The sequence below is a fragment of the Aminobacter sp. MET-1 genome, assembly GCF_026521175.1.
GTDB lineage: Bacteria > Pseudomonadota > Alphaproteobacteria > Rhizobiales > Rhizobiaceae > Aminobacter.
This window is the reverse complement of the sequence record NZ_JAMSHL010000023.1, coordinates 45,735-63,906: the sequence shown is the minus strand read 5'-3', so window position 1 is coordinate 63,906 and position 18,172 is coordinate 45,735. Positions and strand designations below refer to the sequence as shown.

Below are 18,172 nucleotides of genomic sequence, written 5' to 3'. Positions count from 1 at the left end.
CTGTTTTCGGCGGTGGCGGAGCTTTGCGCTTCGCCGGCTGACGGTCTGCGTCCGCGAGCCAGGGAAGACCACGTGAGCAGCATCCGCAGCCGCCGACCGAACGCCGGCCATGACGAACGTGTCGCGCCGGAGCCTCGGAGCCAGGCCGCCGGCAGGGCGGCAGGGCCTTCCTGTTACGGCCGCTACCGCTTCGCCTTGCTTGCCTGCACGGCGCTTGTCGCGCCGTTGGTGCTGTCGCCCGCAATCCAGTCCGCATCGGCGCAGACACGGGGCAATGATGGCGGAGCTGGCGGCAATGGTTCCGGCACCAGGGCCGGAGGTACCGGCCTCCCGGCGGTCTTGGCTGCTGGCGGCGGCGGCGGCGGCGGCGGCCAGTCCGGCAACGGCCAACCTTCCGGCAGCAGCGGCGGCAACGGCGGTACTTCGGGGTTTGGCGGCGGCGGTGGAGGTGCTGCCGACAGCGGCGGCGGCGGTGGCGCCGGCTACAACGGTGCGGGCGGCGGCGGTGGCGGAGGCGGCGGCGGCGCGGGGCTGGTCATCAACTCCGGCAACGTCACTGTCGGCCAGAATTCGTCTGGCGGCATTGGCGGCAAGGGTGGTTACGGTGGTGTCCAGATCGGTGGCACTTCGATTGCCGGTGGCGGCGGTGGCGGCGGTGGCGGCAGCGGTATTCTCGTCGGCGGCACCAGTGGCGCTGCGACCATAACCGTAGGCGCCGGCGTGTTTGTGCGCGGAGGAGCCGGCGGCGACGGGACCGAAGGCAATACCAATGGCGGGCCGGGTGGCGCCCTGCGAGCCAGCGACATGGGCGCCGGCGGCCATGGCGGCCACGGCATCTCCGTCACCGATCCGAATGGCGCAACGATTATCGTCAATGGCGATGTTGCTCCCGGTGGTGGCGGCTCCGGCGGCGGCTGGGGCTCCAACAAGGCCGCCAACGGCAGCGCGGGCGTCGGTATTCGCGGCCAGAATCTCGACATCACCATCGGTACTGCGGGGGCGATCCGGCGAGCCGACAACGGTCAGGACGCGATCTACATCACAGGCGGCACCAACAGGGTCAACAGCCTGGGCACCGCACCCAACCAGGGCACCGTACAGGGCGCGATCCACCTGGGCGCCGGCACGACCACGATTTCGGGCAACTATTCGGGCGGCACGCGCCCGACCTGGATACTGGTGGACGGCGGGGCCGAGATGAAGGTCGAAGGCAGCACGGCTGCCAACGATGCCAAGGCGATCCACGACCTGCAGAACTATGGCCTGGTCACGCTCGGTGCATCGAGGTGGCTGAGCCTCGGCGCCGGCACCAATTACGCAACGATCAATATCGGCTCTGGAGCGAAACTCGAAACCACCTATGCCGAATTCAACAACCGAGGCACGATCAACGTTGCCGATCAGGGCATCATCGACGCGGGAACCGGCTTTTTCAACTATGCCGGATCGGTTCTCAATCTCAACGGCACCGCGACGGTCAAGTCCAGCTGGGGGGCGGTGACCAATCTCGGGCAGTTCAACGTCAAGAATGGCGATGTGATTGGCGCCGGCATCTTCAACAACGATGGCGGCACGCTGTCGCTGTCGGGCGGCAGCCTGTCCGGCATCAGCGAGCTGGTCAATCGCACCGGCGCCACGGTCGACATCGCTGCCGGACGCAAGCTCTCCGTCGGCACCTTCACCGCATTGGGCGGCAGCGCGACCGGCGCCGGAACCATCGAGGCGTCGAGCGCTTTCAACCTGGATACCGGCTCCTTCGCAGCGAAACTCGGAGGCGCGGCAGCGCTTTACAAGACCGGCACCGGCACGGCGACGCTGAGCGGAACCAATGATTACAGCGGCGGCACCGTCATCAGCGCCGGCACCCTCGCCATATCGTCGGATGCGAGCCTCGGCAGCGGGGACCTGACTTTCGACGGCGGCACCCTGCAGGCGACATCGACGCTGACGACCAGCCGCAACGCAACGCTCGGTTCCGGAGGCGGCGGGCTCGCGGCGTCGGCGGGGGCGACGCTGACTTATAACGGCCTGCTCAGCGGAGCTGGCGCGCTCACAGTGTCCGGGGTCGGCAAGGTCGTCTTCAGCAGCGCAAACACGTATCTCGGCGGCACCAGGCTCATTGGCGGAACGCTCTCCATCCTCGACGACTCCAGCCTTGGCGATGCCGTCGGCGTGCTCACGCTGCAGGGCGGGACGCTCGAGACGCGCGGCACCACGACCGCCAACCGCAGCATCGTGCTTGCGGGCCCGGGCGGAGGACTGGCGGCTGCCTCGGGAACGACGCTGACCCAGGCAGGCCAGATCACCGGCACCGGCGCGCTCAACGTCAACGGCGCCGGCACGCTGAAGCTCACCAATGCAACCAACAGCTACAGCGGCGGCACCACGCTCAGCGCCGGCACGCTGGAGATCGCCGGCGACAGCACGCTGGGCACCGGCGGGCTGACGTTCGCCGGCGGCACGCTCGCCTCGACCACCACCTCGACCATCAGCCGGGCGGTCAGCCTGTCGAGTTCGGGTACGATCACCACGGCTGCCGACACGACACTGTCGCTCTCTGGCGTGCTCAGTGGCGCAGGCGGCCTCACCGTCGGCGGCAGCGGCAAGCTGGCGCTGTCAGGTACAAACACCTATTCCGGCGGCACCACGCTTGCCGGTGGAACGCTGTCCGTCGTCGCCGACGATAACCTGGGCACCGGTGCGCTTAACTTCAACGGCGGCACGCTCGACGTCGGGTCGAGTTTCAACATGACCCGTTCGGGTACGATCGGGGCAGGCGGCGGCACGATTGCGCTCGGCAGCAACAGCCTGACCTCCTGGATGGGCGGCTTCAGCGGCGCCGGCGCGCTGAACGTGACGGGCACTGGAACGCTCGTCCTGGCAGGAACCAACAGCTACACGGGCGGCACCACCATCACCGGCGCGACGCTGCAGGTCGGCAATGGCGGCGCCGGTGGGGCGCTGGCCGGCGCTGTCACCAACAACGGCAAGCTGGTCGTGGACCGTGCCGCATCGACTGTGCTGAGCGGCGTCATCAGCGGCAGCGGCGGGTTCGAGCAGAAGGGCACCGGCTCCACGACGCTGGCCGCTGACAATACCTACACCGGTGGCACCAAAATCTCGGGCGGCACGCTGCAGATCGGCCAGGGCTCGACCACCGGCTGGATCGCAGGCGACGTCGAAAACAACGGCCGGCTTGCCTTCAATCGCTCCGACGAAACCACCTATGGCGGCGTCGTCAGCGGCAGTGGCTCGCTGGTCAAGAGCCAGAACAACAAGATGACGCTGACCGGGGCCAACAGCTACACCGGCGGCACGACCATCACCGGCGGCACGCTCGTCGTCGGCGACGGGGCGACGTCGGGCACGCTTGGCAGCGGCGAGATCGAGAACTACGGCACCATCGCCTTCAACCGCTCCGATGTCGTCACCATCGACGACTTCATTTCGGGCGACGGCCAGTTCAGGCAGGAGGGCTCGGGCACGACCGTCCTGACAGGGACCAGCACCTATACGGGCACGACCAGCGTCACGAGCGGCAAGCTGGTGGTCAACGGGTCCATCGCCTCGTCCTCCGGCATCACCGTCGGGGCGAATGGCGCGATCGGCGGCGCTGGCACGATCGGCAGCACCTATGTCTACGGCACGCTCTCGGCCGGCAACAGCCCGGGCACGCTGACCGTCGATGGCAACCTCACGCTCGACGCCAGCTCGACCAGCGTGTTCGAGCTCGGCACATCGGGCGTGGCCGGCGGTCCGACCAACGACCTCGTCATCGTCAACGGCGACCTGACCCTCGGCGGCACGCTGGAAACGCCGGATGCCGTGACCGGCTATTACCGACTGTTCAACGTCTCGGGCACGGTCACCGGCTCGTTCGACACGCTGCCGACGGACGCCTTCATCAGCACGGCGGTCGCCAACCAGGTCAACCTGCTCATCCGCAACGGCGACCAGTTGCTGCAGTTCTGGGATGGCTCGGACCTGACCGGCAACGGCACCGTCGATGGCGGCAGCGGCACCTGGAATGCCTCGAACGGCAACTGGACCGGCGCTCCGGGTGAGGCCAACTTCAACGACGGCTGGCGCGGCGAGGTCGGCGTCTTCGCGGGCACGGCCGGCACGGTCACGGTCAGCGGTACGCTTGCCTTCCAGGGGCTGCAGTTCGCGACGAACGGCTATTCACTGACCGGTGGCATCCTGGCCCTGTCGGGCAATCCCTACGACAATGAGGATGCGAGCTTCATCAACACCGACAGCAGCGTGAAGGCTGTCATTTCGTCGGTAATCGCAGACGGCGACAAGACCAGTCTCGACAAGCTCGGCCTCGGCACGCTGGTGCTGGCAGCAGACAACACCTACACGGGCAAGACGACCATTTCGGCCGGCACCCTGCAGATCGGCAATGGCGGCACGTCGGGTTCGGTGGCCGGCGACATCATCAACAACAGCGTGCTGGCGTTCAACCGCTCCGACGACGCCCTGGTGTTCGACGGCTACATCGCGGGCACCGGCCGTCTTGAGCAGAACGGCACCGGCACGACCACGCTGACCGGCTACAACTATTACACCGGCGGCACCTACATCAACGCCGGCACCCTGCAGATCGGCAATGGTGGTTCGATCAAGGGCAACGTGTTCAACAACAGCGCGCTCGTCTTCAACGACACGGTCGCCAATGGCGAGTTCGAAGGCGACATCTCCGGTACCGGAACGGTTCTGGTCACCGGCAACAGCATCGTCGTGATGAGCGGCGATGTCAGCCACTCAGGCGGCACCACCATCGACAGCGGCAGTGTCCTGCAGATCGGCGACACCGAGACCAGCGGCACCTTGTCGGGGGACGTCAGCAACTCCGGGCAACTGGTGTTCGATCGCTCCGACGACTCCTCCTTCGGCGGCGATATCAGCGGTTCAGGCGATCTCAAGAAGTATGGTGCCGGCAAGCTTACGCTTTCGGGTGACAGCAGCGGTTTCGACGGCATCGTCTACATGAACGCCGGCACGCTGCGCGTCGAAAACAGCTCGGCCGCGGGCACCGGTTATCTGATGATGTTCGGCGGCGGCCTCGATTACGGCGCCGATGTCGACCTCGCCAACACCATGATCCTGCAGCAGGAAAACACCGTGCTGTCGGTCGCGTCGGGCACGGCGACGCATTCGGGCTACATTCTCGGCGGTGGCAGCGAACCGCGCGCCGTGGAAAAAACCGGCGACGGCACGCTCGTGGTCAAGGCCATGCAGCATGGCGGCGACACCGTGGTCAGTGAAGGCACGCTCCAGGCCGGCAATTCGGGCGCGCTTGATCTCGACAGCGCCGTAACCGTGAAGGCCGGCGCGACGCTCGATTTCGACGGCTTCGACCAGACCATCGGGTCGCTCGCCGGGGCAGGTTCGCTCACGCTCGGCGCAGGTTACCTGACCACGGGCGGCAATGACGGCTCCACGGAATTCTCGGGTGTCATCTCAGGCAGCGGCGGCCTCAGCAAGGCGGGAACCGGCGTCTTCACGCTCAGCGGCGCCAACACTTACACCGGTCCCACCTGGGTCGACGCCGGCAGGCTCAAGGCCGGCGCGACCAACAGTTTCTCCTCGCGCAGTTCCATCGACGTCGCCTCCGGCGCCACGCTCGATCTCGACGGCTACGACCAGATCATCGGATCGCTCACCGGCGCGGGCGGAGTGGCGCTGGGCGCGGGCACCCTGACCACTGGCGGAGACGACAGCTGGACCAATTTTTCCGGCATCATCAACGGCACGGGCGGGCTGATCAAGAAAGGCACGGGCACCTTCACCCTGTCGGGCGCGAACGCCTATACGGGCGCCACCAAGGTCGATGCCGGCACGCTGAGGGCCGGGGCAGCGAACACGATCGACTCGGCCAGCGCCGTCAGCGTCGGCTCAGGGGCCACCTTCGACCTGAATGGCCACAACCAGGCCATTGCCTCGCTGGCCGGGGCCGGCAACGTCAAGCTCGGCAGCGGCACGCTGACGGCAGGCAACGGCAACGACACCGAGTTCTCGGGCGTCATGTCGGGCACCGGCGGTTTCACCAAGCAGGGAACGGGCAAGCAGACAATGTCCGGCGACAACACCTACACGGGTGACACCTCGGTCAATGCAGGCGAGCTCCAGGTCAACGGCAAGCTTGGTGGCACCGCCGTCACTGTCGACAGCGGGGCGACACTGTCCGGTTCGGGCACCATCGCCGGCAGCGTCACGGTCTCCGATGGCGGCCATATCGCGCCCGGCGCCGGCAAGGGCACACTGTCAGTCGGTTCGCTCCTGCTGCGGAGCGGCGCCAATCTCGACTTCGAGCTGGGCGAAGACAGCGACCGCATCGACGTCGACGGCAACCTGACGCTCGATGGCACGCTCAACGTCAGCGGCGGCAATGATTTCGGCGCCGGCATCTACCGACTGATCAACTATGGCGGCACGCTTGTCGACAACGGGTTGGTGATTGGCACGGTGCCCGGGGCCTTCCAGGCCAGCGACCTCAGCATCCAGACGCAGGTGGCCAGCCAGGTCAACCTGATCAACACCGGCGGCACGGCCCTGTCGTTCTGGGACGGCGGCGCCAATGCCAATCTCAACAACGGCATCATCGACGGCGGCGACGGCACATGGAGTGCCGGCGGCGGCAACTGGACGCGCCAGGACGGCGCCTACAACGCGGCGATGGCGCCAAGGCCCGGCTATGCCATCTTCCAGGGCACTGCCGGCACGGTGACCGTCGAAGACGATGAGGGCGACATCGCCGTCACCGGCATGCAGTTTGTCACCAGCGGCTACACCATCAAGGGCGACGCGATCGGTCTTGCCGATGCGGCGACGACCATCCGCGTCGGCGACGGCACCGTCTCCAGCGCCGGCACCACCGCCACTATCGAGTCCGAGCTCACCGGATCGGGCGGTCTGGTCAAGGACGATTATGGCACCCTGGTCCTGAGTGGTGCGAACACCTACACCGGCGGCACGGTCATCAAGGGCGGCACGCTGTCGATTTCGTCCGACGCAAATCTCGGTGCTGCCTCCGGCGGCCTGGTCTTTCTCGGCGGCATCCTTACCAACACGGCCGAGATGACGACCGCGCGCGGCATCGAGCTGCGCTTGGCGGGCGGCACCTTCGACACGGAGGACGACCTTACGGCCTCGGGTGTCATTTCGGGCCAGGGCAAGCTTACCAAAACCGGTGATGGCAAGCTGATCCTGACTGGCGCCAACACCTACGAAGGCGGCACCAGGATCAGCGCCGGCACGCTGGAGCTGGGTGGCGGCGGCACAAGCGGCTCGATATCGGGCGCCATTGAAAACAATGCCGTGCTTGCCCTCAACCGGTCGAACCTCATGACCCTTGCCGGCGCGATCTCCGGCAGCGGGTCGGTCAGGCAGGTCGGCTCCGGCAAGACCGTGCTGACGGGAACCAACACCTACACCGGGGGCACCACCATCTCTGCAGGCACGCTGTCGGGCTCGGCGACGAGCTTCGGCACCGGCACGATCCTCAACGATGCGGCCCTCATCGTCGACCAGGGCACGAATGCCAGCATGGCGAATGTCATCAACGGCACCGGCACCTTCACCAAGTCGGGCACGGGAACACTGACCCTGACCGGGATCAGCCTGCTTTCCGGCGCCACCACGGTCAGTGCCGGCAAGCTCGCCGTCGATGGCTCGCTGGCGGCGTCGAGCGTCACGGTAGAAGGGGGCGCGGCGCTTGGCGGCAACGGCACGGTCGGCAAGATCACGGCGCTTTCGGGGGCGACGGTCGCGGCCGGCAGCAATCTCGGCAAGCTCACCATCAAGGGCGACGCCAGCTTCGCCTCGGGCTCGACCTTCCAGGTCGACGTCGACACCACCAAGTCGGGAAGGCTCGAGGTCGAGGGCAAGGCCACGATGTCGGGCGGCGCCGTGCGGGTGCTCGCGGGCAGCGGCACTTACGCACCGTCGACGCAGTATACGATCCTGACCGCGGCATCCGGCGTCTTTGGCCAGTTTGCCTCGGTCACCACCAACCTGGCGTTCCTGACGCCGACGCTGACCTACACCGCCAACTCCGTCGGCCTGTCGCTCGACCGCAACGACATCAAGTTCTCTGACATCGCGCTGACCCGCAATCAGTTCGCCACCGGCAAGGCAACCGAGGCGCTCGACAACAAGCATGCGATCTACAAGGCGATGGTCAACCTCGACGAGGACGGTGCCCGCAGGGCGCTCGATTCACTGTCGGGCGAAATCCATGGCTCGGTGAGCGGCATGCTGGCCGAGGACAGCCGCTTCCTCGCCAATGCCGCCAATGACCGTATCCGCGCGGCCTTCGGCGACGTCGTGCCGGCGGCGCTGCCGGTCATGGCATACGGACCCGGCGGTCTGGAGCTCGCCGATGCGGCGACCGAGCGCATGGCGTTCTGGTCGCAGGCCTATGGCGCCTGGAGCAACATAAGCAGCGACGGCAATGCGTCGGGCTTCGACAGCACCACCGGCGGCCTCATTGCGGGGGCCGATGCGGCGTTCGGCGACAACATCCGCCTCGGCGTCTTCGGCGGCTACAGCCACAGCTCGTTCGATACCGATGCCCTGAAGTCCAATGGCAGCAGCGACGGCTATCATGCCGGCGTCTTCGCCGGTGGGCAGTGGGGCGCGTTCGGCCTGCGCGGCGGTGCCGCCTACAGTTGGAACAGCATCGACACCAGCCGCAAGGTCGCCTTCGGCGGCTTCTCGGACAACCTGACTGCCGAATATGACGCGGCCACCACCCAGGTCTTCGCCGAAGCCGGCTATCGCCTGGAGCGCGGCGACGCCATCGTCGAGCCGTTTGCGAACCTTGCCTATATCAATGTGAGGACTGACGGCTTCACCGAGAAGGGCGGTCCGGCGGCGCTGACCGCATCCGCTTCGACCACCGAGACGACTTTTGCGACGCTCGGCGTCAGGGCCAGCAGGGATGTCGTGCTGGGCGATGCCAAAGCCACGCTGCGCGGCATGGTCGGCTGGCGGCATGCCTTCGGCGAGATCACGCCCTTGACGTCGGTCGCCTTTGCCGGCGGCAACGCATTCACCATCGCCGGCGCCCCGGTTGCAAGGGATGCAGTCGTGGTCGAGGCCGGCGTCGACTTCGACCTGTCGCCGGCAGCGACGCTCGGACTTTCCTACACAGGCCAGCTCGGCGGCGGCGCCGTCGACCAGAGCTTCAAGGCCGATCTCGCAGTGCGTTTCTGACGTGGGGCAAGCACGACAACAACGCACAGCACGAGGCCGCGCTCCAAGCCCCCGGAGCGCGGCCTTATGAACAAGGCTGCAACGCTGCAGCCGCTATCGGGAGCGGTCGACCGGGGTGTTGCGGCCGCCCAGCCAGCTGAACCGGTCCGGCCGAAACGCATCGAGGTCGGGTACCTGCTCGCGCCCGACCAACCCTGCAACCAGCCGGCCGGTGATTGCTGCGAGCGTCAGGCCAACATGACCGTGGCCGAATGCATATGTGACACGCCTGGCCCGGGGCGAATGACCTATGACAGGCAATGAATCGGGCAGGGACGGGCGGAAACCCATCCAGCGCGAACCGGCATGTCCGGCGCCCGGCAGCAGGGTTTCGACGGTGCGGGCGATGGCGTCGGCGCGGGCACGGTTCGGCTTCACCTTGAGGCCACCGAGTTCGACCGTGCCTGCGGCGCGCAGGCCGTCGGCCATCGGCGTCATGTAGAAGCCATGGGCCGTGTAGCAGACCGGTCGGCCGAGCAGTTCGCCTGCGTCCGGGAACAGCACATGATAGCCGCGCTCGGTTTCCAGCAGAATCCGGTCGCCTATCTGGCGCGCGAGCTGCGCCGACCAGGCGCCGGCGGCGACAACGACGTGATCCGCCTTGATCGTCTGTTCGGCGACACGGATTTCGACACCGTCAGCCAGCGGTTTCAGCGCTGCCTCACCGCTGACGAAGTGCCCGCCACGGCCGACGATGTCCAGTGCGAGTGCCTGAGCCAGCGCTCTCGGGTTCGAGAATGTGTAGGCGTCGTTGTAGAGGGTGCCGCTGTGGTAATGCGGCGCGAGGTTGGGCTCGAGCTCCCGGATGGTGCTGGCGTCGACCCGTTCGAGCCTGACGCCATGCCGCTCACGCAGCCGGTTGAAGGTCTCTGCGCCAAGCTTTTCCTTCTCGCTCTTGTAGAGGTAGAGAACCCCCTTGCGCTGTTCCAGATGCCCGGCACCAGCCTGCCGGACGAGCGGGCGCCATGCCGCGTCGGCCTGTCCAAGCAATCCGGCAAGGATTGCTGAAATGCGCTCGACCTCGGCTTTGGAACTGACGGCCAGGAACGCGCGCAGCCATGGTGCCAATTGCGGCAGGTAGCGCCAGACGATTGCCAGCGGGCCAAGCGGATCGGCGAGCATGCCCGGCACCTGGCGGGCAATGCCCGGGGTCGCGACAGGAATGATGCTCTGCGGGGCAACGGTGCAGGCATTGCCGAAGGAACAGGCCTGCTCCCATGCATTGCCCGGCAGCGGCGGCTCGCGGTCGACAAGCGTCACCTTGTGTCCGGCCATTTGTAGCCACATCGCCGAGCACAGCCCGACGAGGCCGGCGCCAATGACGACAACGTCGCGCCGTTCGGCCTCGGGGAGGGGGGCGACCTCGAGATCCACGTCGAGCTCGCTCATCTCAGACGCTCCCGAACAGCGAACGCGGTCGGTCGGCCAGCGTCGAGGCGATGATGCGCAGCGCCGTCGCCAGTTCCTCGCGCGAGGTGGCGCAGCCGATGTTGACGCGGACCGCGTGCTCGACAGCCTCGCGGTCGCTGGCAAAGGCAGTCGACGGCATCACGGCGACACCATGGGCACGGACATTCGTGGCAAAATCCTCGGCGCGCCAGGGCGGCGGAAGGCGCAGCCAGATGAACATGCAGCGTGCATCGGCATTGAAGGAATGGCCTGCCAGGATCGACATGACCAGGGCATGGCGCGCCCTGAGTTCGGCCAGCTGGGCCTTGAGGATGGAATTGGCCGTGCCGTTCTCGAGCCACCTCGTGGCGATCAGCAGCGGCAGCGGTGCCGGCATCCAGGCGGTGGTGCGGACCGCCTCTGCCATCATCACCGCCTTGCCCGGCGGGCAGGTAAGGTAGCCGACGCGCAGGCCCGGCGCGAGCGCCTTGGAAAGCCCTGATATGTGGTAGGTGCGTTCCGGTGCCCGCGTGATGATGGCGGCCTGGCGGTTGCCGAGCATCGGGCCATAGACGTCGTCTTCTATGATGGCGAGATCGTAGCGGGCCGCGATATCCACCAGCTCCCGCCGCCGCTTGTCACTCATGGTGACGACGGTCGGATTGTGCATCGACGGCACGGTGAAGACAGCCTTCACCCGTTCCTGCCTGCAGACGCTGTCGAGTTGCTCGGCCGACATGCCTTCGTCGTCGGCATCGACGCCGACGATCCGGAACCGGTACATCTGCGCCAGCGCCTTCAGGCCGTAATAGGTGAGGCGGTCGGAGACGACGACATCCCCGGGCTCTATCAATGCGCTGATGACGGCCAGCAGTGCATGTTGTGCGCCCGAGGTGACGACAATGTCCTCGGCGGCCGGGTCGAAGCCGTTGAGGCCTATCCAGCGTCGCCCGGCCGCACGGGCCCAGGCCGGGCCTTCCGGCGGCTGATACTCCTGCAGCTCGCGGAAGCGCTTGTCGGACGATAGTTTCGGCAGTTCTTCGGCCAGGCGTTGTTGAAAGTCGTCAACGGCAGGCCTGTTGACCGTGAGGTCGATGATCCCCGAGGGATTGGATGCCCGGTCGACACGCGGCATCGCACTCTCGGCATTGACGATGGTGCCGCGCCGGGTGCTGCCGGTGACAAGGCTCCAGTTCTGCAGCTCGCGATATGCGCGTGTGACTGTCGAGACGTTGAGTGCCCGCTCGCGCGCCAGGTCGCGTTGCGGCGGCAGCTGGCTGCCGGGTTGCAATTCGCCGGAGCGGATCTTGGCCTCGAGCTCGGTTGCCAGTTCGAGATAGGTCGGTACACGGACGGTCTTCCTGTCCGTCTCCGCTTTTGTCTCGCTCTGGCTTTCGTTGTCATCCATACAAATAACCGTCACCACACATTGCCAGCGTTCTTGGCCAGCGTTCTCGGAAAGAGTGGGGGCAAGCCCGGCCGAGCCATATTTATCCACGTATCATCATTTCTGGCGATGATCGAGTGTCATTCGATGATTTTTGAGGCAATGTATTTGTGTGGCTTGACAACAAATTATTGACCAAGACAATATGAGGGCGTGCCGGGACAAAAAAGAGGCTGAAGCCTTCCGGCGCACGGAGGATCACGACATGAACGAGCGCTTCATCGCTTTCGAAGGCGTGCGCAAATCTTATGACGGCGCGAGCTATGTCGTGCGCGGGCTGGATCTCGATGTGGCCCAGGGCGAGTTCCTGACGCTTCTCGGGCCGTCGGGGTCGGGCAAGACGACCACGCTGATGATGCTCGCCGGATTCGAGATGCCGACCGAAGGCAGCATCACGCTCGGCGGCCGGCGCATCGACAGCGTTCCGCCGCATCGCCGCAACATCGGTGTGGTGTTCCAGAATTACGCGCTGTTTCCGCACATGACGGTCGGCGAGAACGTCGCCTTTCCGCTGAAGATGCGTCGGCTGGGCAAGGCGGAAGTCGCCGAACGCGTGCGACGCGCGCTCGACATGGTGCGTATGGGCAATTTCGAGGCGAGACGGCCGGCCCAGCTGTCCGGCGGCCAGCAACAGCGCATAGCGCTCGCCAGGGCGCTCGTCTTCGAGCCCGAGCTGGTGCTGATGGATGAACCGCTGGGCGCGCTCGACAAGCAGCTGCGCGAGCATATGCAGCTCGAGATCAAGCACCTGCATGCCCGGCTTGGCATCAATGTCGTCTACGTCACGCACGATCAGGGCGAAGCCTTGACCATGTCCGACCGGGTGGGCGTCTTCAACGACGGCACGCTGCAGCAGGTGGCGCCGCCCGCAGCGCTCTACGAGGCTCCGGCCAACCCGTTCGTCGCCACCTTCATCGGCGAGAACAACGCCATTGCGGGCGACGTGGTGGACCTTGGCGCCGGCGCCTGCCGCATCAGGACTTCGGATGGAGCCACAATTTCGGCGCTTGCCGGGGAGGGGCTGCGGCAGGGGGCGAAGACGACATTGGTGCTCAGGCCAGAGCGTATCGTGCTGGCGCCAACGACCGATGTTGCCAACCGCTTCACCGCCAGGGTCGAGGAGCTGATCTATCACGGCGACCATATCCGCCTCCGAGTGGCGACCTGCGGCTGCACCGACATCCGCATCAAGGTGCCGGCTCATACAGGCGTCACCCCCGCACCGGGCGGCGAGATCGCCATCGGCTGGCGGCAGGAAGATTGCCGGGCGCTGGCGCTGTCTTGAGGACAAAGGCCGCCGCTCGTCCAACGCAGACCAACAACAACAGGGGAACCGACATGACACGCATTGCCTTGCTGCTTCAGACTTCTGCCTTTTCCCTCGCTCTGATGATGCCGGCTCTGGCCGAGGAAACGCTGACCGTCACCTCCTGGGGCGGCGCCTACACCAAGAGCCAGGAGCAGGCGTTCATGGCGCCCTATTCCAAGGAGACCGGCGTCAAGATCCTCCAGGATGAGTGGGACGGGTCGACCGCCAAGCTGAAGGGCATGGTCGAGACCGGTCAGGTGACCTGGGACGTCGTCGATGTGGAACCTGGACATGCGCTGCAGGGCTGCGACGAAGGCTGGCTCGAGGAGATCGACTACTCGAAACTCGGCGGCAAGGGGGCGTTCATCGACGGCGCAGCGATGGATTGTGCTGCCGCCACCATCGTCTTCGGCACCATCTTTGCCTATGATGCCGACAAGTTCCCGAACGGCGGCCCCAAGACAATGGCCGACCTGTTCGACACGCAGAAGTTCCCTGGGCCGCGCGCGCTGCGCAAGTCGCCCAAGACAACGCTTGAATTCGCGCTGATCGCCGACGGCGTGGCGCCTGCCGACGTCTACAAGGTGCTTGGAACGCCAGAAGGCGTCGACCGTGCCTTCAAGAAGCTCGACACCATCAAGAAGGACGTGAAGGTCTGGTGGTCGGCCGGCGCGCAGCCGCCGCAGCTCCTGGCCGACGGTGAAGTGCTGATGACCACCGCCTGGAACGGCCGCATCTATGACGCGGTCAAGAACAGCGGCAAGAACTTCAAGATCGTCTGGGACGGCCAGGGCATGGACTTCAACCTCTGGGCCGAGCCCAAGGGCTCGAAGAACAAGGCGGCCGCCGACAAGTTCATTGCCTATACGATGAACCCCGACGTGATGGCGCGGCAGTCGCAATACATCTCCTATGGTCCGACGCTGAAGGCGGCGATCGCCAAGGTTCCGGCCGCAATCCTGCCCGACCTGCCGACCGCGCCCGAAAACACCAAGACGGCCTTCGTCGTGAATGCCGAGTTCTGGGCCGACCATGACGAGGAATTGACCGAGCGCTTCAACAAGTGGCTCGCGCAGTAGTCCCCTTGGCGGGCGGGTCGCCTCTCCGGACTCGCCCGCATTTTTCTCCGGGACCAGCTCGGAAGGCAGCCGGACAATGACGATAGCGATGACGGATCACACCGCCAGGACGAATGTCGACGGGGCAGCGCTGGCGCGTCGCCTGCGTGGCCTCAGGCGCAAGGGGCAGGTGAAGGCGCTGCTCCTTGTCGCCCCGCTCATGCTGTTCCTCTTGGCGATCTTCGTCCTGCCGATCGGCATGCTGTTGACCAGGAGCGTCGACAACAGCGACGTCTCGCGCACCTTGCCGGCGACGGTTTCGGCATTGGCGGGCTGGGACGGGCAAAGCGTGCCCGGCGAAGCCGTGTTCGCGGCCTTCGCCGCCGATCTCAAGGCGGCGTCGCGTGAGGATGTCGCCGAGATCGCCAAGCGGCTCAACTATCACGAAACGGGCATGCGCTCCAGGCTGCTGAAGACGGCACGCACGATCCGCAATGCCGAAGCGCCTTTCCAGCAGGCCTTTGTCGACATCGACGAGATGTGGGGCACGCAGCGCGCCTGGCAGGTTCTGCAGCAGGCGATGCCCCGCTACACCGATTTCTACCTGCTCGGCGCGCTCGACCTGACCCGCGACGCAAGCGGCAATGTGGCAAGCGTGTCGCCGGATAACGCCGTCCACCTCGATGTCCTGGACCGCACTTTCGTCGTCAGCGCATCAGTGACCTTGATCTGCCTGGTGCTTGGCTACCCCCTTGCCGCGTTGATCGCGCGCTCGAAAGGGGTCGTTGCCAACACGCTGCTGGTGCTCGTGCTGCTGCCGTTCTGGACGTCGTTGCTGGTGCGCACCAGCGCCTGGGTGGTGCTGCTCCAGAGCCGCGGCGTGGTCAACTCGGCGCTGGCGTGGATCGGCATCATCGATCCCGCCCAGCCGCTCGAGCTTATCTACAACCGCATCGGCGTGCTGGTGGCGATGACCCACATCCTGCTGCCCTTCATGGTGCTGCCGATCTACAGCGTCATGCGCGGCATCCCGCCTGTCTATCTGCGCGCTGCCTCGTCGCTGGGCGCGCCGCCGTTCATGGCGTTCTGGCGGGTCTATCTGCCGATGAGCCTGCCGGGCGTCAGCGCCGGCGCGTTGCTCGTCTTCATCCTGGCGCTCGGCTACTACATCACACCAGCCCTTGTCGGCGGCCCGCGCGACCAGATGGTCAGCTACTTCATCGCCTATTATTCGAACCAGGTGACCAACTGGGGCATGGCGGCGGCACTGAGCGGCATCCTGCTGGTCGCCGTGCTGATCCTCTATGCCGTCTACAACCGCCTGGTCGGTATCGACCGCCTGAGGATTGGATGATGATCAACGCGCGCTCCCCGATCCACCTCTTTCCCATCCTGCTCTGGCTCGCCGGCGGCCTGGTCATCCTGTTCCTGGTCGCGCCGATCGTGGCCATCGTGCCGCTGTCGTTCAATGCCGAGCCGTTCTTCACCTATCCGATGCCGGGCCTGTCGCTGCGCTGGTACCAGGAGTTCTTCGGCTCCGAGGTCTGGCAACTGGCGCTGAAGAACAGCATCATCGTCGCCGTCCTGGCCACCATCCTGTCGACTGTTCTGGGCACGCTCGCCGCCATCGGCCTGACGCGACCCGACTGCCCTGCAAGGGCAACCCTGACGGCGATCCTGATCTCGCCGATGATCGTGCCTGTCATCGTCTCGGCGGTCGGCATCTACTACGCGTTCGCAGCCGTCGGCCTGCTCAACTCGCTGACGGGGCTGGTGCTTGCCCACACCGCCATCGGCGCGCCCTTCGTCGTCATCACGGTGACGGCGACGCTGGCGAGCTTCGACCACAACCTGATGCGGGCGGCAGCGAGCCTGGGCGCCACCCCGGTCGAGGCGGTGATGCGCGTCATGCTGCCGATCATCGCGCCAGGCGTCGTGTCAGGCGCGCTGTTCGCCTTCGTCACCTCATTCGACGAGGTGGTTATCGCCCTGTTCATTTCCGGCTCCGAACAGCGCACCCTGCCGCGGCAGATGTGGAGCGGCGTGCGCGAAACGCTGTCGCCGACGATTGCGGCTGTCGCCACGCTCCTGATCCTGTTCTCGACCGTGTTTCTGATGACCGTGCAATGGCTGCAGCGGCGCGCCGAGCGGCAGAAAGTCACGGCCTAGACCGGATGAGTTCGTCCAGGCCTCGGCACCGCACGGTTTTGCCTCGGCTTCGGATAGTGTTCGTTCGGCGGAGAGATGGTGCGAACAACGATGGAGATGAGCAGTCCATGCGTCTATAAATGCCCAAGCTCTTTGTCAGAGAGGCGGGTGCATGTCGGCCATTTCACGGCTCTATCCTCTTTCAGGCTCGATTTTCGAGCGGCTCCGCAAAGTGCGGGGCACGCTGGCAGGGCTTCCGTCCGAGCTTGTTGCCGAAGCTGAAACGCTCGAACAGGCGCCTGCTTACATGGACCCAGCCGATTGGGATCGCGTCCGGGGCGCGGAGCAGTCGACGACGCTCGACAATGAAAGGCTGCGGATCGCGGGCGGGTTGCGACAACATGGTGCGACCACGCGCTATCGACTCGGCGATGCATTGGCGACCCCTCGCGGGGTGTTCAGCCTGTTGCGTAGCCTGCAGCGCCATGGTCCCGCACCTCTGCAAGCCGTGCTGACCGAGCCCATGCTGCATGTGGACAAGGCATTTTTCGCGATGACTTCGGTGGCGCTTGCCTATTTTGGCCACCTGGCAAACGATTCCTTGCCAGCCTCCCTGCTTGCCCGGCCAGACGAGATCCTTTGCCTGCCCTACAACCCGTTCTGGCATCACGCCCGCGGCTATTGCGAGATGCTCGGCCTGTCGCCGGCACCCGCTCCATTGGTCTATGCCCGTGAGATGTGGCTGACCGACGACCGTGGAATGAACACGCACCGCCGCGCCCGTACGCGGGACCTGCATGGAAGGCTGCATGCAGAGTTGGCGCCATCAGGGCACGCCGGGGTATTCTTGCGGCGGGGCGGAACCGGCGCCAGCCGCAGCCTGCAAAATGAAGACGAGGTGGCCGAGGCTCTGGCTGCCCGCGGCTATGTTGTCTGCGATGTCACCTCGCCATTGCCGGAGCTGCTGGCAGCGCTGGCGCAGGTGCCTGTCGTCGTGACCGTCGAAGGCAGCCAGTGGGTGCATGGCCACTTTGGCGCCGCGCTTGGAGCGCTGATCGTGGTGATCAATCCTGCCGACCGCTTCAATGCCCTGATCGCCGATATGGTGCCGGCGCTTGGCCAGCGCATGGCGACCATCGTCGCCGACAAGGCGGAAGATGGATATCATGTCGATGTCCAACGCCTTCTGGCGCTGATAGACCGAGCGCAGGACGACATGGCCCGAACGGGGGAAAGCCTGCAGCGCGGGTGATCGAGGCATCCCTGCGCAGTTCCTGATGTGCCAGGCCGGCATCATCTCGTGCAAACGAGATCGGCCCATCAGACTGCTCTGCGGGCTTCACATAAAATCATCTATGGAAGTGGTAGCGGGAGAGGGACTTGAACCCCCGACCCCAGGATTATGATTCCCGTGCTCTAACCAACTGAGCTACCCCGCCAGGGCCGGCAAAATGTTCGACTTTCTGTCCCGATTTCGGGGCGGGCGTCGAAGCGTTCGCCAAGGTCGGGCGGATATAAGGTTGGCAGGGCGAACCTGTCAACACCTTCATTTGCGAAATT

The 18,172-nt window shown here is 65.8% G+C and carries 8 protein-coding genes and 1 tRNA gene; 6 read left to right on the top strand and 3 right to left on the bottom strand.

Going from position 1 to position 18,172, the window contains the following annotated elements:
* The first annotated feature begins 72 nt into the window (after positions 1-72).
* Positions 73-9,222: an autotransporter-associated beta strand repeat-containing protein gene (locus NDO48_RS24425; RefSeq protein WP_267322560.1), complete on the top strand. Its 9,150-nt coding sequence runs from the start codon at positions 73-75 to the stop codon at positions 9,220-9,222.
* A gap of 93 nt (positions 9,223-9,315) precedes the next feature.
* Here NDO48_RS24425 and NDO48_RS24420 read toward each other — a convergent pair whose 3' ends face one another.
* The gene (locus NDO48_RS24420; RefSeq protein ID WP_018429131.1) at positions 9,316-10,650 is read right to left on the bottom strand and encodes an NAD(P)/FAD-dependent oxidoreductase; all 1,335 of its coding nucleotides are present in this window, start codon (positions 10,648-10,650) and stop codon (positions 9,316-9,318) included.
* 1 nt (position 10,651) lies between these two features.
* Positions 10,652-12,058, bottom strand: coding sequence for a PLP-dependent aminotransferase family protein (locus NDO48_RS24415; RefSeq protein WP_267322559.1), 1,407 nt, complete (start codon positions 12,056-12,058; stop codon positions 10,652-10,654).
* 244 nt (positions 12,059-12,302) lie between these two features.
* Here NDO48_RS24415 and NDO48_RS24410 point away from each other — a divergent pair, with 244 nt between their 5' ends.
* From NDO48_RS24410 to NDO48_RS24390, 5 genes are all read left to right on the top strand, one after another.
* A complete protein-coding gene (locus tag NDO48_RS24410; RefSeq protein WP_267322558.1) occupies positions 12,303-13,382 on the top strand; it encodes an ABC transporter ATP-binding protein in 1,080 nt (359 codons plus the stop codon).
* A gap of 104 nt (positions 13,383-13,486) precedes the next feature.
* Positions 13,487-14,485: an ABC transporter substrate-binding protein gene (locus NDO48_RS24405; RefSeq protein ID WP_416377221.1), complete on the top strand. Its 999-nt coding sequence runs from the start codon at positions 13,487-13,489 to the stop codon at positions 14,483-14,485.
* 88 nt (positions 14,486-14,573) lie between these two features.
* Entirely contained in the window at positions 14,574-15,818 is a 1,245-nt protein-coding gene (locus NDO48_RS24400; protein WP_267322556.1) for an ABC transporter permease, read from the top strand.
* Positions 15,815-16,633: an ABC transporter permease gene (locus tag NDO48_RS24395; RefSeq protein WP_267322555.1), complete on the top strand. Its 819-nt coding sequence runs from the start codon at positions 15,815-15,817 to the stop codon at positions 16,631-16,633. The genes NDO48_RS24400 and NDO48_RS24395 overlap by 4 nt, the downstream gene beginning before the upstream one ends.
* 151 nt (positions 16,634-16,784) lie before the next feature.
* Positions 16,785-17,864, top strand: coding sequence for a glycosyltransferase 61 family protein (locus NDO48_RS24390; protein ID WP_018429125.1), 1,080 nt, complete (start codon positions 16,785-16,787; stop codon positions 17,862-17,864).
* 110 nt (positions 17,865-17,974) lie between these two features.
* Here the strand turns inward: NDO48_RS24390 and NDO48_RS24385 are convergent.
* Positions 17,975-18,051: transfer RNA gene (locus tag NDO48_RS24385), tRNA-Met, on the bottom strand.
* Positions 18,052-18,172: the final 121 nt, after the last annotated feature.

Coding starts and splice junctions, on each gene's coding strand:
- NDO48_RS24390 (WP_018429125.1), top strand. CDS start 16,785: ATGTCGGCCATTTCACGGCTCTATCCTCTTTCAGGCTCGATTTTCGAG.
- NDO48_RS24400 (WP_267322556.1), top strand. CDS start 14,574: ATGACGGATCACACCGCCAGGACGAATGTCGACGGGGCAGCGCTGGCG.
- NDO48_RS24405 (WP_416377221.1), top strand. CDS start 13,487: ATGATGCCGGCTCTGGCCGAGGAAACGCTGACCGTCACCTCCTGGGGC.
- NDO48_RS24420 (WP_018429131.1), bottom strand. CDS start 10,650: ATGAGCGAGCTCGACGTGGATCTCGAGGTCGCCCCCCTCCCCGAGGCC.
- NDO48_RS24410 (WP_267322558.1), top strand. CDS start 12,303: ATGAACGAGCGCTTCATCGCTTTCGAAGGCGTGCGCAAATCTTATGAC.
- NDO48_RS24415 (WP_267322559.1), bottom strand. CDS start 12,058: ATGGATGACAACGAAAGCCAGAGCGAGACAAAAGCGGAGACGGACAGG.
- NDO48_RS24395 (WP_267322555.1), top strand. CDS start 15,815: ATGATGATCAACGCGCGCTCCCCGATCCACCTCTTTCCCATCCTGCTC.